At 66.9% G+C, this 14,835-nt stretch carries 12 protein-coding genes; 5 read left to right on the forward strand and 7 right to left on the reverse strand.

Annotated features, from left to right (window positions below; genetic code table 11):
* Positions 1 to 167 precede the first annotated feature (167 nt).
* Genes LDO14_RS15215 through LDO14_RS15225 form a run of 3 tightly spaced genes read right to left on the reverse strand, consistent with a single transcriptional unit; the run spans position 168 to position 3,373 of the window.
* A complete protein-coding gene (locus LDO14_RS15215) occupies positions 168 to 1,268 on the reverse strand; it encodes a polyprenyl synthetase family protein (RefSeq protein WP_223992374.1) in 1,101 nt (366 codons plus the stop codon).
* Positions 1,265 to 2,596: a geranylgeranyl reductase family protein gene (locus tag LDO14_RS15220; protein WP_223992375.1), complete on the reverse strand. Its 1,332-nt coding sequence runs from the start codon at positions 2,594 to 2,596 to the stop codon at positions 1,265 to 1,267. The genes LDO14_RS15215 and LDO14_RS15220 overlap by 4 nt, the downstream gene beginning before the upstream one ends.
* A 3-nt stretch (positions 2,597 to 2,599) precedes the next feature.
* On the reverse strand, positions 2,600 to 3,373 hold the full coding sequence (locus LDO14_RS15225; RefSeq protein ID WP_223995268.1) for a demethylmenaquinone methyltransferase: 774 nt from the start codon (positions 3,371 to 3,373) through the stop codon (positions 2,600 to 2,602).
* 115 nt (positions 3,374 to 3,488) lie between these two features.
* On the opposite strand from LDO14_RS15225, the gene LDO14_RS15230 reads away from it, so the two are divergent.
* The 4 genes from LDO14_RS15230 to LDO14_RS15245 all read left to right on the forward strand — a co-directional run bounded on the left by LDO14_RS15230 (position 3,489) and on the right by LDO14_RS15245 (position 7,797).
* Positions 3,489 to 4,889, forward strand: a complete 1,401-nt coding sequence (locus LDO14_RS15230) for an isochorismate synthase (protein ID WP_223992376.1) — start codon at positions 3,489 to 3,491, stop codon at positions 4,887 to 4,889.
* A gap of 183 nt (positions 4,890 to 5,072) precedes the next feature.
* On the forward strand, positions 5,073 to 6,026 hold the full coding sequence (locus LDO14_RS15235) for an ABC transporter substrate-binding protein (protein WP_018768629.1): 954 nt from the start codon (positions 5,073 to 5,075) through the stop codon (positions 6,024 to 6,026).
* Positions 6,027 to 6,061: 35 nt separating this feature from the next.
* On the forward strand, positions 6,062 to 7,024 hold the full coding sequence (locus tag LDO14_RS15240; protein ID WP_018768630.1) for an amino acid ABC transporter permease: 963 nt from the start codon (positions 6,062 to 6,064) through the stop codon (positions 7,022 to 7,024).
* The gene (locus LDO14_RS15245; RefSeq protein WP_134163952.1) at positions 7,021 to 7,797 is read left to right on the forward strand and encodes an amino acid ABC transporter ATP-binding protein; all 777 of its coding nucleotides are present in this window, start codon (positions 7,021 to 7,023) and stop codon (positions 7,795 to 7,797) included. The genes LDO14_RS15240 and LDO14_RS15245 overlap by 4 nt, the downstream gene beginning before the upstream one ends.
* Positions 7,798 to 7,914: 117 nt before the next feature.
* Here the strand turns inward: LDO14_RS15245 and menD are convergent, their stop codons facing one another.
* Both menD and LDO14_RS15255 read right to left on the reverse strand, forming a co-directional pair.
* Positions 7,915 to 9,672: a 2-succinyl-5-enolpyruvyl-6-hydroxy-3-cyclohexene-1-carboxylic-acid synthase gene (gene menD, locus LDO14_RS15250; protein ID WP_223995270.1), complete on the reverse strand. Its 1,758-nt coding sequence runs from the start codon at positions 9,670 to 9,672 to the stop codon at positions 7,915 to 7,917.
* 191 nt (positions 9,673 to 9,863) lie between these two features.
* Positions 9,864 to 11,930, reverse strand: a complete 2,067-nt coding sequence (locus tag LDO14_RS15255; protein WP_144600839.1) for a PhoX family phosphatase — start codon at positions 11,928 to 11,930, stop codon at positions 9,864 to 9,866.
* Positions 11,931 to 12,231: 301 nt separating this feature from the next.
* Here LDO14_RS15255 and LDO14_RS15260 point away from each other — a divergent pair, with 301 nt between their 5' ends.
* On the forward strand, positions 12,232 to 13,404 hold the full coding sequence (locus LDO14_RS15260; protein ID WP_223992378.1) for a serine hydrolase domain-containing protein: 1,173 nt from the start codon (positions 12,232 to 12,234) through the stop codon (positions 13,402 to 13,404).
* Between the two features lie 34 nt (positions 13,405 to 13,438).
* On the opposite strand, the gene LDO14_RS15265 is transcribed toward LDO14_RS15260, so the two are convergent.
* Both LDO14_RS15265 and LDO14_RS15270 read right to left on the reverse strand, forming a co-directional pair.
* Complete coding sequence (locus tag LDO14_RS15265) at positions 13,439 to 13,681, reverse strand: hypothetical protein (protein ID WP_018768635.1); 243 nt, start codon at positions 13,679 to 13,681, stop codon at positions 13,439 to 13,441.
* 158 nt (positions 13,682 to 13,839) lie between these two features.
* Positions 13,840 to 14,826, reverse strand: a complete 987-nt coding sequence (locus LDO14_RS15270; RefSeq protein ID WP_223992379.1) for an o-succinylbenzoate synthase — start codon at positions 14,824 to 14,826, stop codon at positions 13,840 to 13,842.
* Between the last annotated feature and the right edge of the window lie 9 nt (positions 14,827 to 14,835).

Genomic DNA, 14,835 nt, shown 5'->3' on the forward strand with positions numbered 1-14,835 from the left:
GGATCCGCTAAACGCCTCCGGCGGGTCTGATGCGAACGGAGAGATGGCCCCGGTTCACAGCAGCTTCGGTTGTTGAGGACCGGGGCTGTCCCGTTAAGGGGGGGCACAAGAAGAAGCCCGGCACCAACTGGATGAACCAGGGGAACCGGGCTCCTAAAAACCAAGGATCAGCTGGCGCGGTCCACCACGGCCAGCGCGAAGTTGGACAGCGACTCCTTGACCACGCCCTCGGGCAGCGGGGCCAGGGCAGCGATGGCTTCGTCGGCCCAGCGGCGTGCCACCACCCAGGACTGAGCAGTGACAGGGTGCTCGCGCAGCCCGGCCACGGCGGCAGCCAGTGCATCATCAGAGGACAGGTCGCCGTCAATCAGCGTCAAAAGGTCGACGGCGGACTGGTCACCGTCAGCGGCAGCCTTGCGCAGGAGCAGGACGGGCAGGGTGGGAACGCCTTCACGCAGGTCCGTTCCGGGCGACTTGCCGGACTTCACCTTCACGCCGGTTACATCGATGACGTCGTCGGCCAGCTGGAACGCGACGCCCACCTTCTCGCCGTACTCCACCAGGATGTCCTCAAGGGCCTCGTCGGCGCCGGAGAAGATGGCACCGAACTGGCCGGAAGCTGCCACCAGCGAGCCGGTCTTGTCCGCGATCACGGAGAGGTAGTGCTCCACCGGATCCTCGTCAGGGCGGGGCCCCACCGTTTCGTGCAGCTGGCCCAGGCACAGCCGCTCAAACGTGCGGGCCTGGATGCCCAGCGCACGCCCGCCGAGTTCGGACACCAGGATGGAGGCCCGGGCAAAGATCAGGTCCCCAGTCAGGACGGCCACGGAGTTGCCCCATACTTCGTGGGCCGTAGGGGCGCCGCGGCGGAACGGCGCGGAGTCCATAACGTCGTCGTGGTACAGGGTTGCCAGGTGCGTCAGTTCCACCACGACGGCGGCCTGCACCACTGCGGGCAGGGATGCGTCCCCGAGGTGGGCGCAGAGCAGGGTCAGCAGCGGCCGGATGCGCTTGCCGCCGGCTTCCACCAAGTGGCGCGACGTTGCGTCAGCCAGCGGATCCGAGTTGGCGATGGCTTCCCGGAGTTTCTTCTCCACCTTGGCCAGGTTGTTGGTGATGGCCGGCCCCAGCTCGGCGTCCCCCGCGATGGCCGCGAAGCCTGCCGGCAGCTGGAGGCCCGTGGCAATGGCGGTGGTGTTGAGGCTGGGTTCGGAGTCCGGCAGGCCGTGCCCGGCGTGCGTCCAGCTGTGGTCTGCGGATTTGGTCACGGGTTAACCCTAACTTTTTGTTGCGGATACCGCTGATTCGGAGCTGACGGGGTATTGGACGTGGCCGGAACCAGCGATTCCAGGACGCGGATCACCCGGTCCTCGAAGCCTTTGGCGGTGGGGTCCGTGAGGTTGGCAAGGAGCCTGACCACGAACCGCATCAGCACTGGGATTGGCATGCCTGTCCGCAGCGCGAGTTTCATGACGGCCGGCTTGCCGATCAGCGCGGCGAAGGCCCGGCCGAGGGTAAAGTGCGAGCCCCACTGGTCCCGCACGTAGTCCGCGTACCGCGAAAGGTGCGCGTCGGCGTCGTACGTTCCGCCTGCTGCCATGGAGCGCGAGGAGGCGTCGATGATGAACTCCGCGGCAAAACGCGCCGACTCCATCGCGTAGGAGATGCCCTCACCGTTGAACGGGGACACCATGCCGCCGGCGTCGCCCAGCAGCAGGAGTCCCGGCGAGTAGTGCGGGGTGCGGTTGAAGCCCATGGGCAGCGCGGCGCCGCGGATCTCGCCCACCTGGTTTTCCGGTGTGAAGCCCCAGTCGGCGGGCATGCCGGCGGTCCAATCGCGCAGGACCTGCTTGTAGTCGAGCTTGCCGAATTCCTTGGAGGAGTTCAGGATGCCCAGGCCCACGTTCGACGTGCCGTCGCCCACGCCGAACACCCAGCCGTAGCCGGGCAGCAGCTTGCCGTCACGGCCGGGAAGTTCCAGCCAGCCTTCCATCCAGTCGTCGTCGGTGCGCGGCGAGGTGAAGTAGGTGCGGACGGCGACGCCGAGCGGCCGGTCGTCGCGCTTCTGGATGCCGAGTGAGACAGCGGTGCGGGTGGAGTTGCCGTCGGCGGCCAGGACGACGTCGGCACTGAAGTCGTGCGTCTGTCCCGTCTTGCGTCCGGACTCGTCAAGGAGCGCTGCGCGGACCCCGGTGACCCGGCCGTCGTCGTCCCGGAGGGCATCGGTGACGCTGTGCCGCTCAAGGATGGTGGCACCCGCGGCCTGGGCGTGCCGGGCCAGTTCCTCGTCAAAGCCAAGCCGGGTGCGGATCAGGCCGTACTGCGGGAAGTCGGACACCTCGGGCCAGGGCAGTTCGATGGTGCGGCCGCCGGCGATCAGGCGCAGGCCCTTGTTCCGCCGCCAGCCGTCGTTCTCAGGGTGCGGCAGGCCGAGCTTCTGGATCTCGCGGACGGCCCGGGGCGTGAGTCCGTCGCCGCAGACTTTCTCGCGCGGGAAGCTGGTTTTCTCCAGGACCGTGACATCGAGGCCGGCCTTGGCGAGGTAGTACGCGGCGGTGGACCCGGCAGGGCCGGCGCCGACAATCAGTACCTTCACAGGTCAGCGGACGATGTTGCGGCGCAGCTTGGCCACCGGGCCCTTGTGCGCGGCGATGGCGGCAGCGCCGCCGTTGGACGGCGGGGCGGGCTTGAAGGCGCGGTGGACTGCCACGATGCCGCCGGTCAGGTTGCGGTAGGTGACATTCTCCCAGCCGGCCTCCTGCAGCCAGGCGGCCAGGTGGTCCTGGTCCGGCCAGGCGCGGATGGACTCGGCCAGGTAGACGTAGGCGTCCGGGTTGGAGGCGACCTTGACCGCGATGGCCGGCAGGGCCCGCATCAGGTATTCGGTGTACATGGTGCGCCACAGCGGGACCACGGGCTGGGAGAACTCGGCGATGACCAGCCGGCCGCCCGGCTTGGTGACGCGCAGCATCTCCAGCAGCGCCTTCTTGGGCTCGTTCACGTTGCGGAGGCCGAAGGAGATGGTGGTGGCATCGAACGTGTTGTCAGCGAACGGCAGGTTGGTGGCGTCACCGGCAATGAAGTTGATGTCCGGGCGGCGGCGCTTTCCCACCTTGAGCATGCCCAGGGAGAAGTCGCAGGCCACCACGTCTATGCCGGCGTCGGCATATGGCTCGCTGGAGGTACCCGTTCCGGCCGCGAGGTCCAGGACGCGCTGGCCCTTGGAGACTTCCATCGCGTCCACCACGATCTTCCGCCAGCGGCGGGTCTGCCCCATGGAGAGGACATCGTTGACGACGTCGTATTTCGGTGCGACGTCGTCAAACATCGTGGCTACTTCGTCCGGACGCTTATCCAAGGATGCTCGGTTCACCATGACATTGTCTCAAATGTTCCCGTGCGTGCTGACCAGCCCTTTTTTGCCCACTCAAGCCTGCATCAGGGTGCCGGGGAGGCCACCGTGTACGCGGGAGTAGTGTTGTCTCATCATGACGAGCACGTTCCGCACCTTGACAGTCCCCCTGGATGGCAAAGCGTTCCCCGGGGGGCTGCCTTCGTTTCTGGTCAGGGACGACGTCCTGTGCTGGACCCGCAGGGAAGCCGGGCTGGCCGGGCTTGGCGAGATTGCGCGCTTCACTGCCACCGGGCCGGACCGGTTCCTGGAGGCGGACATCTGGTGGCGGCACCTGGTCCTCGAGGCTGAGGTCGCGGACTCCGTGGAGCTGCCCGGCACTGGCCCCGTCGCCTTCGGCTCCTTTGCCTTTTCCAAGACTTCCGCCCACGAGTCGCGGCTGATCGTGCCCGAGATCGTGGTGGGCGTCCGGGACAACCAGGCATGGCTCACGCAATTGACGTTCGACGACGGCCAGCTCACCGAAGCGTCAGCCCTCGCCGCACTGGACCGCTGGCTCAGCGGTGCTCCCGCCGAAGACCCGGACGTTGAAGGCACGACGGCGGCAGCGGACTCCGCCGGGGACGCTTCCCTGGGCGGCGTGCCCGGCAAAGCCCGCGGCGCCGTCGTACGCCCCCTCCCCCTGGCGGCCGGCGCAACGCTGCACACCGGTTCCCTCAGCGAGGAAGCCTGGATGGAGGCCGTGGCCGCCGGTGTTGCCGAGATCCGCACGGGGGCACTGGAGAAACTGGTGCTGGCGCGGGACGTTGTGGCTACTATTCCTTCCGGCGTACATGCCGCGGACGTGCTGCGCGAACTTGCCGCACGGTACCGCGAATGCTGGACGTACGGCGTGGACGGGCTGGTGGGGGCCACGCCCGAGATGCTGATCCAGGTGGAGGGCCGCACCGCGCAGGCGCGCGTGCTGGCCGGCACCCTGGACCGCCGCGACGCGCACGGCGAGGACGGTCCGCCCATGGATTACGCTACGCGCGTGCTCGCCGGCTCCGAGAAGCAGCGGCATGAGCACGAGATTGCCATCCAGTCCCTGACCAGGCAGCTGGCGCCGTTCTCGGAGGCCATGAATGCGCATGATGAGCCCTTCATCCTGGAGTTGCCCAACGTGTGGCACCTGGCCTCGGACGTCAAGGCGGAACTCACCGAGGTGGAGGGCCACGTGCCCACCTGCCTGGCCCTGATCAACGCCCTGCATCCCACGGCAGCTGTCTGCGGAACCCCCACCCTGGTGGCGGGCGAACTGATCCGGAAGCTGGAACATCTTGACCGCGGCCCCTATGCCGGGCCGGTGGGCTGGCTGGATGCCGCCGGGAACGGCGAATGGGGCATCGCCCTGCGCGGTGCGGTCATCGAGTCGACCGACACCGTGAGGCTATATGCCGGCTGCGGCATCGTTGACGGCTCGCAGCCCAAAGCCGAGCTGGCCGAAACGTGGGCCAAGTTCCGGCCCATGCTGGAATCGCTGGGCATCAAGAGCTGATTTTCCCCCGGATTCGGTACGAGGTCTGGGATCACAGACTCTTCCCGCTCCTAAAGGCTTGCTTTTGCCCCCGCTACAGTTATCCAATAGTGAAACTTAGTTGCGTGTGACGTACCTCTCTTGTTGAGCGTTACACTATAAGCCGCGTTAGTACCTCATAGCCCCTGCAACAAAAGGTAAGAAATGCAGACTCCCCGTACCCTCCTGGGCACTTCCAAGCTGACCGCTGCCACCATGATCGCCATCAGCGCCCTGGCCCTCTCAGCATGCACGAACGCCTCGGAAACGGGTCCCTCCGGCGCGGCCACGTCCTCAGGCAAGGCCAGCGCGAGCTTTGATCCGTCCACGGTTAAGAAGGACGACGCCCTCGCTGCCATGGTCCCGGACACCATCAAGTCCAAGGGCACCATCACGGTAGGCTCCGACACCAGCTACGCACCGGCCGAATTCCTGGGTCCGGACGGCCAGACTCCCGTGGGCTACGACGTGGACATCGCCAAGGCCATCGGCGCCACGCTGGGCCTCAAGGTCCAGGTCCAGACTGCCGAGTTCACCGGCATCCTTCCGGCCCTCGGCCCCAAGTACGATCTGGGCATCTCCTCGTTCACCATCAACCCGGAGCGACTGGGCGCCGTGAACATGGTCAGCTACTTCAACGCCGGCACCGCCTGGGCCGTGCAGAAGGGCAACCCCAAGAAGTTCTCCCTGGATGATGTCTGCGGCAAGTCCATCGGTGTGCAGACCGGCACCGTCCAGGAAGACCCGGATCTTTCGGACCGCAACAAGAAGTGCGTCGCGGACGGCAAGAAGCCCATTGACATCGTCACCCTGAAGAACCAGACGGATGTCACCACCCGACTGGTAAACGGCAGCATCGACGCCATGACCGCCGACTCCCCCATCATCGGCTACGCGCTGACCCAGACCAACGGCCAGCTGGAGAAGCTGGGCGACGTCTACGATTCCGCTCCCCAGGGCATTGCTGTGGCCAAGGCTGACACCGCCTGGGCAGAGGTCATCCAGAAGACCGTCACCAAGCTGATGGAAGACGGCTCCTACAAGAAGATCCTTGAGGGCTGGGGCAACTCTGAGGGCGCCATCACCAAGTCCGAGGTCAACCCGGCGGTCAAGTCTTGAGTTTTCGCGTTACCGACGACAAGTCAGGCGTGCATATGGAACACCCTCAACACCGGGATGCGCCGGTACTGAACAAGTCAGTGCCGGTGCGCCACCCCGGCCGGTGGATCAGCGCCCTCATCATCCTCGCTGTCGTAGCAGTGTTCCTGCAGAGCCTGTTCACCAACCCCAACTTCCGCTGGGACGTTGTGGGCACCTACATCCTGGACGTCAAGGTGGTCCAGGGTGTGGGCTGGACGCTGTTGCTTACCGTGGCCTCGATGGTCCTGGCCATCGTCCTGGCCATCCTGCTGGCATTCATGCGCCAGTCCGACAACCCCATATTCCGCTGGTCGAGCTGGGTCTGGGTGTGGTTCTTCCGCGGCACACCCGTCTATACCCAGCTGGTGTTGTGGGGCCTGATTTCGGTCCTTTATCCCAAGATCAGTGCGGGCATTCCGTTTGGACCTGAATTCTTCAGCCTGGACACCTCCGCAGTCATCACTGCCACGGTGGCTGCCATCCTCGGTTTGGGTCTCAACGAATCCGCCTACCTGGCGGAGATCTTCCGGGCCGGCCTCAAGTCCGTGGACAGGGGCCAGCAGGAAGCCGCCGAGGCGCTGGGCATGTCCAAGGGCAAAATCATGTGGCGGATCATCCTTCCCCAGGCCATGCGGGTGATCGTGCCGCCAACCGGCAACGAAACCATCGGCATGCTGAAGACCACCTCGCTGGTCCTGGCGGTCCCGTTCACCCTGGACCTGACATTTGCCACCAATGCGTTGGCCAACCGCACTTATCTGCCCGTGCCGCTGCTGATCGTGGCAGCCATCTGGTACCTGGTAATCACCAGCATCCTGATGGTGGGTCAGCACTTCATCGAGGCCTACTACGGCAGGGGCGTGGACAACCAGGCCCCCGCAGCCGGTGTCAACCCGGCTGCTGCCAAGGCTGCCGCGGCCGGTGCCGATGCACACCGGTCAATGAAGACGGACTTCCCCGAGGAGAGTGCACGATGACGATCACAGCAGAAAAGCCGCTGGTCCAGATCGAGGGCCTCCACAAGTACTACGGGCACCACCATGTGCTGCGGGGCATCGACATGACCGTCAAACAGGGCGAGGTGTCCGTGGTGATCGGGCCTTCGGGTTCCGGCAAGTCCACCATGCTGCGCTGCGTGAACCTCCTGGAAACGATCAGTGCCGGGCGGATTTCCGTGGGCGGTCAGTTGATCGGCTACCGCGAGGTCAACGGCCGGCTCCACGACCTCAAGACCAAGGAAATCGCCGCCCAGCGCCGGGAAATCGGCATGGTGTTCCAGCGGTTCAACCTGTTCCCGCACAAGACCGCGCTCCAGAACGTCATGGAAGCACCGGTGCATGTGAAGGGCCAGCCGAAGGCCGAGGCCCAGAAGCGGGCGCTTGAGCTGCTGGACCGTGTGGGGCTGGGCGACCGGGCAGGCCACTACCCGTCCCAGCTTTCCGGCGGCCAGCAGCAGCGCGTGGCCATCGCCCGGGCGCTGGCCATGGAGCCTGAGCTCATGCTCTTTGATGAGCCCACCTCGGCCCTGGACCCGGAGCTGGTGGGCGACGTCCTGAACGTGATGAAGGACCTGGCAAAGTCCGGCATGACCATGATCGTGGTGACCCACGAGATCGGCTTCGCCCGCGAAGTGGGCGACACCCTGACCTTCATGGACGGCGGCGTGGTGGTGGAGTCGGGCGATCCCCGCGGGATCATCGCCAACCCCCAGCATGCGCGCACCAAGGAGTTCCTCAGCCGAGTGCTTTAGCTTGGTCCGCTTTCGAAGCCCAAATTCCCTGGCGCTGCCGTTATCTCGGTAGCGCCAGGGAATTTGTGCTTCCAGAGGGAATATGCGCGTCGAGGACGTGCGCACGCCCCCAGGCGCTTACCGGCCGGCCAGCACGCCCTCAACTGCCGCGGCCACCGCTTCCTTGATGCGGGCGTGGAGCTGCCGCAGCTGCCGGCGGTCCGTCCGGACCTCCACGATGCTGCGCCCCTGCACAGGCCGGGCCAGCGCTTCGGCGAGTCCCGCCGTCGTACTTACCAGTGAATGTGCGACGCCGTACGCTGCGGCGAGTGCCGCGATGTCCACTGAGTGCGGGGTACCGAAGAGGCGCTCGACGACGTCCCCGTACCGGCCGCCCTCCTCGACTCCCCCGTGCTCCAGCAGCCCGAAGATGGCGCCGCCGGAATCATTCAGGACCACGATCCGCAGGTCCGGCTGCTCCTCCCCCGCGCCGAGGAGGAGTCCGCCGGCCTCATGGAGGAAGGTCACGTCGCCCATGAGGGCGGTGGTCTCCTGCCGGCCGCCCAGGGCAATGCCGGTTGCTGTGGAAATGGTGCCGTCGATCCCGGCAAGGCCCCGGTTTGCGTAGACGGTGGCGGCCGGATCAGTGGCGGGCACTCCGGCCAGGTCCACGTCCCGGATGCCGTTGGAGGACCCCAGCAGCAGCTGGCCGCGGGCGTGCTTCCAGACCAGCGAGGCGACGGAGGGGCCGGTGGCGGCGGCCTCTGCGGAGACCACCTGGTCCAGGGCATGCTGGGCAGCCGAGCCGGCGAGGAGCCAGGTGTCCAGCCAGGCGGAGGTGCCCCGGCCGGCGAAATCGGCAAGGTCGGCCAGGTTCTCCAGCGGCAGCTCGGTGCGTCGGCCAGGCTCGTACCATGCGACCGGAACCGGCTGGTACAGAGCGGATTCAACATCGTCGCGGGCCAGCAGCGCGGCCACGGGACGGGACAGGGTGGGCCGGCCGAACAGCACCACGCGCTCAATCGGCTGCGCCGAGCTGGGTCCGAAATGCTCCAGCAGCAGCCGGTACGGGCCCACGGCGTTGGGTCCGAACCGGGAATTGGAGGACGGTTCGGCGAGCAGCGGCAGGTTGTGGGCGCGGGCGAACGCCTCGGCGACCGGGCCGGCGTCGTGCCCTGCCAGCACCACGGTGCGCCGCTCCGGCAGGCTGGCCGCTGCCGGGGGCAGGTTCATGACCAGGGGCTCGGTGCCCACCCGGTAGCGCGTCCGTTCCACCGCCTCCGGCAGACCTTCTTCGGGGGACGGGACCAGGGGGTCGCGGAACGCGAGGTTCAGCTGGACCGGGCCCGGCGGCAGGTCCGGGAAGGCGCCGGCTGCCGCGGAAAGCCCGGTTTGAATGGCCCGCTCCGGACTGGTTCCGGCGGGTATGTCGGCCGCGAACCGGACCTGGTCACCGAACAGGTCCGGCTGCACGGTGGTTTGGTTGGCGCCGGTTCCGCGCAGCTCCTCCGGCCGGTCCGCGGACAGGACGATGAGCGGTACGGCAGCATGGTTGGCCTCCATCACCGCCGGCATCAGGTTTCCGACGGCGGTCCCGGACGTGGTGAGCACGGCTGCGGGCGAGCCGGTGGACAGGGCCAGGCCCAGGGCCGTGAACCCGGCGGACCGTTCATCGATCCGGACCAGCAGGTCCACCCGGCCGGCCGCGGAGGCCTCGGCCAGGGCGTACGCCATGGGGGCCGACCGGGAACCAGGCGACACCACCACGTGCCGCACACCGCCGTCGAGCAGGACGTCGACGGCGATCCGCGCCGCAGCCAGGGCGCTCAACTGGGCTTCCGGGTCATCCCCGTCAGGGAATCCAGGGGTGGCCTCCGGGGCAGGTTCGTTCGGCAAAGTCACCCAACCAGTCTGCCACCCCGCGACGCCCGCTCATGTATGGCAAACAATCTCCCAACCCCCGCTCACCTTTGGTCGCCCAAAACCAAACGCCCGCTCACCTCCGGGCCCCATTAGGAGTCAAAGGTGAGCGGGCGTTTCCAGAAAACCCGTCAAAGGTGAGCGGGCGTTTCCAGTCTTAAGGAAGACTAGCCGCGGAACACCTGGACCACCGCGGGACGGGGCGCGCGCACCTGGCCGGGTGCCGGCGTCGTGCCTGCCGGGACGTAGTCCGGGAAGTAGGAGTGCGGCGCCTCGAAGGTGCCTTCCTCGCCCGGGTGCTGCACGGAGACGAACACCATGCGCTCGTCGTCGTGGATGACCGGGCCGCAGGTTTCGGCGTCGCGGGGAACGGAGAGGAACTGCTCCACCTTGCCGCGCTCCGCGCCGTCCAGGGTGACCTTGAAGAGGCCGTCGTTGTAGCCGATGCCGGACGGCGCGCCGTCGGTGGAGATCCAGAGGTTGCCCACGGAGTCGAAGGCCACGTTGTCCGGGCAGGAGATGGGCGAGACCTTGTCCGCCGGGTAGCCGGAGAAGTACGTGACGTCGCCCTGGGCGGGGTCGCCGCAGACCATCAGGAGGGTCCAGTTGAACTTGGTGGAGGTCTGGTCGCCGGTTTCGGTGATTTCCACGATGTGCCCGTCGCGGTTCTGGGTGCGCGGGTTGACTTCGGTGGCGCCCTCCTTGGTGCCGGTGCCGCGGTCCGAGTTGTTGGTGCAGACCACGTAGACCTTGCCGGTGTGCAGGCTGGGCTGGACGTCCTCGCACCGGTCCATCTTGGTGGGTCCCACCTTGTCCGCGGCCAGTCGGGTGTACACCAGGACCTCCTCGACGGACATGCCGGGCACGGCGGACTTGCCGCCGACCACCAGGGGCAGCCATTCGCCGGTGCCGTCGAACGCGCCGTCGGCGGGAAGCGCCCCGGTTCCGGTGATTTCCGCGGCGGGCGAGTTGCCGGTGAACTTGGCGACGTACAGATCGCCCTCGGACAGCAGGTCCATGTTGTGCCTGCGGTCGCCCTCACGGTACTTCTCCGCCGAGACGAACTTGTAGAGGTAGTCGAACTTCTCGTCGTCGCCCATGTAGGCCACCACGTGACCGGATTCGGCCACGATCACGTTGGCACCCTCGTGCTTGAAGCGGCCCATCGCGGAGCGCTTCTTGGGCGTTGAGGTGGGGTCGAAGGGGTCGACTTCCACGATCCAGCCGAAGCGGTTGGTTTCGTTTTCGTAGCCGGCGTTGCGGGTGTCGAAGCGGGGATCGTCCAGCTCCCACTTGCGGGCGGTGGGCTTGGCGGTGAGGCCGTAGCGCTTGTCGCTGGCGGAGGTGCCGCCGGCCACGAAGTAGCCGTTGAAGTTTTCCTCGCCGGAGAGGATGGTGCCCCAGGGGGTGGTGCCGCCGGAGCAGTTGCCGAACGTGCCTTTGATGGCGCGGCCGGAGGGATCGGCGACGGTTTTGACGAGGGCCGAGCCGGCGACGGGGCCGGTCAGTTCGTAGGTGGTATCGGAGAGGTAGCGGCGGTTCAGCGGGGCGCCCTTGACGTAGCTCCACGGCTTGGTGGTGTTCTTGCGCTCGAGTTCCACCACGGCCAGGCCGTGCGCTGCGCGGCCGATGGCACGGGTTTCGGCGGCGTCGTAGCCGGCCGGGACCATGATGTTCTCGTTGGTGTATTCGTGGTTGGTGAACAGTACCGCGCGGCGGCCCTTGCTGCCCGGGATTTCCACGATGTCCGTGTAGTCGTTGTTGTAGCCGAACTGGCGGGCCTGGGCTGCGGCAGTCTGGTTGTTGAGGTCGAAGTCCGGCGAGTCAGCGAACAGCGGGTCGCCCCAGCGGATGATCGGCTGCCAGGTGAAACCTTCCGGAACGGTGAAGGCGTCGACGGCTTTGTCCACGGGCTTGATGGCGGTGAACTGCAGCTTGGAGTTGCCGAAGCCTTCCTTGGCGGCCTTGGACAGGCCCGCAGCGGAGGCGGGTTCGGCGGAGCTCACCGCGGAACCGAGGACGACGGCGAGTGCACCGGCGGCTCCCATGCCCAGGGCGGCGCGGCGGGACAGGGTGGCGGAGGCGATGTCGCGGAAGTAGCTGTTGGAGCTGGTGTTGCAGACGTCACCGGCGCAGGCGTTGTCGCACTTGAGCGCGCAGGTGACGGGGCTGCGCTTGCCCTTGGTATGGCCGAGCATGGGCAGCAGGGTGAACTTGCGGGCAGTTTCAGACATGGGAACCTTCCAAGAATTCTCGCTGGGGTGCCCGATCACCCTTCCAGCCGGTTCCTACAGGAAGCCATCAATTGGATGAAGTTATGGTGAACCGCCCGTGACCTGCAGGAACGTTTCATCCGTCAATGCAGGTGGTACCGCCCGTTCCGTGGGTTGGCTGAGCATGCCGCGGCTGCTTCCCGCTGGCGGTGGGCGGACTTAAAATTGGAGTGCTGGGCGGACGGCGCCATCAGAGGTTTGGCCGGACACGGCGCTGCAGGCGGCCCAAACACGTCACCCTGTCCAGAGCGGATGCCCCGGCATGAGCACGAACAGACCTGCCTGGCGGCGGGCGGTCTTCGCCGCCGTCCTCGCCGTGACCGGCTGCACCTACACCCCGGACGAGCCCGTCCCCTCCCCAAGCTCCCCCAACCCCTTCGGTTCCCTTGAGAACCAGGTGAAGCTGTTCATGAACGACGGCGCGGTGGCCACCGTCGTGCAGGTCAAATGGCCGGAAGGTGAGTGGTCCAAGGCCTTTGGCATGCGCGACCTTGAAACGAGGACCCCGGCACAGGCCACCGACCGTGTGCAGATCGCCAGCGTCACCAAAACGATGACGGCCGTGGCAGTACTCAAACTCGTCGACGACCACCTCATCGGCCTGGACGACCCCGTAAACGATGTCATCCCCGGCTTCACAGCACTCAATCCTCCGGGCCCCATCACGGTGAGACAGCTGCTCAGCCACACGTCTGGCATGCCGGAGGCCAACGATGCGTTGCCGCGCGACGTCGACTTCCGCCCAAGTGTTTCCCGGACGATGACGATGGAGCGGGGTTTGCAGCTGGCCCGCACCCTCCCGTGGGATGGGTCCAGCGTCGGCTCCTTTAGGTACTCGAACACGAACTACCTCGCACTCGGACTGCTTATCCAGGAACTGCGGCATAAGCCCTTCACCAGCGTCATGCGTGAGGAGATCTTTGGTCCGCTTGGTTTGAAGAGCACCACCCTGGACCACCTCGACCCGCTCGAATCCGGGCTTCTCCACGGCTATGTGACCCTCCGGGGTGAGCGGATCGATACCACTGACAACATCTTCAGTGCCGGTTCGCCGGCCGTGGGCGCCGTTTCGACAGTGGAGGACATGAACCACTTCATGGCGGCCCTTTTCCAGGGCCGGGCAATCTCCGCCGCGTCGTTGGGCGCGATGACGGCGAAGACCGTCTTCTCGCCGTACGGGCTGGGCCTCTGGGAACACGCAGATGGCTGCTCGCCCCAGCCGCGCTACGCGGGCAGGGGGCTCTTCTGGGACTATCAGACTGTGGCGGTCAGCAGCAGCGACGGGCGCTACCAGGCCGCGATGACCGTCACCACCCCGCCGCTTCCGACAGAGCTGGAGGATGAGTCCACCCAGAACATGCGCGAACTCCTGGTCGGCCAAATCGAGTCAACCCTTAACGAGGCCCTTGACCGGCTGTGCGCGCCGGCAAAATGAGGAAACACCACTCCCCGATTGGTGGCCGTCTTCCTCAACCCACGGGATGCCCGTGCGAGCAGTGGTCCTCCCCCGGCAGGATCTCATGCCCCTGGATGCAGGTCCGTTGCGGGGCAAGGGGCCGGTCATGGCTGCTGAGGAAGATACTGCTGGAGGCACGCTCGATGCCCTCGTCCTCCCGCCTCAGCCATTCCGCCAGGTGCAGCCGGTGATGCTCCCCGGAGTTTTCCCGCTTTTTCGATTCATCCGCCTGATGCCTGAAAGGTATCTTCACCATGGCACTTGCGACCTTAAATAACGTCCCTGTTCGGTGCAGGGAGGAACCGGTGGAACCATGATAGGAGCCACGCAACCCTCCGGCAATCACCCGCAGGACGCCACCCTGCAGCGACATCCAATGCCGGCTAACTGCCGTTTGGGGCGTGAAAACGGCAGCTACTCAGCAGTCGCTCGGGGGAGGAGGGCGTGGACACGGCGGAGCCTGTCCAGCCACCAGTCCCGCCGGTCCGCGGGAGCCGCAAACCGCTCAAGCAGCCCGGCGTCGGCGGCAACGTCGCGCAGGCGGATGGCGCCGTCGTCGGCCACTAGGGGGTCCGTGGTGATGTCCGAGTCAAACAGCGACACCGTTCCCAGGCCGCAGGCGTAGGGCAGCTCGGGCAGGGCGGCGGCGAGGGCAAGGCCCGCGCGGATGCCGATGGAGGTGTCCAGCGCGGAGCTGACGACGGCGGGGAGTCCGGCCTGTGCCACGATGTCCAGGGCGCGCCGCACTCCCCCAAGCGGTGCCACCTTGACCACGATCAGGTCCGCCGCGCCCGCCCGGGCCACCCGGAGCGGATCGGTTTCCTTGCGGACGCTTTCGTCGGCCGCGATCAACACCGGCGTCCCGGCGTCCCGAAGCCGGGACCGGACCTCGGCAAGGCCCTCGATGGAAGGCACCGGCTGCTCTGCGTATTCCAGCCCAACAGGCGCCAGCCGGGTCAACGCCTCCACGGCGCCGGGCACGTCCCAGCCGCCGTTGGCGTCCACGCGGATGGCCGCGTCCGGCAAAGCGGCGCGCACGGCACGGACCCGGGCGACGTCGTCGTCAAGCGACTGGCCCTGCTCCGCCACCTTGACCTTGACGGCGTCCACGCGGCCGAACCGGGCCAGGACGTCGGGCACCCGGTCCGCGGAGACAGCCGGCACGGTGGCGTTCACCGGGATGCTGTCCCGCAGCGGGGCCGGGAACCCCTGCCAGCCCGCCTCGATGGCGGCGGCCAGCCAGTGCGATGCCTCGGCGTCGCCATACTCGGGAAAGGGGCAGAACTCGCCCCAGCCCGCCGGCCCGCGGAGCAGGAGGGACTCGCGTTCCATGATTCCCCGGAACTTCACGCGCATGGGCAGGCTGACCACGTGCGCGCTGGCCAGGAGTTCGTCAAGCATGCCGTTTAC

The organism is Arthrobacter sp. NicSoilB11 (assembly GCF_019977375.1).
Classification (GTDB): domain Bacteria; phylum Actinomycetota; class Actinomycetes; order Actinomycetales; family Micrococcaceae; genus Arthrobacter.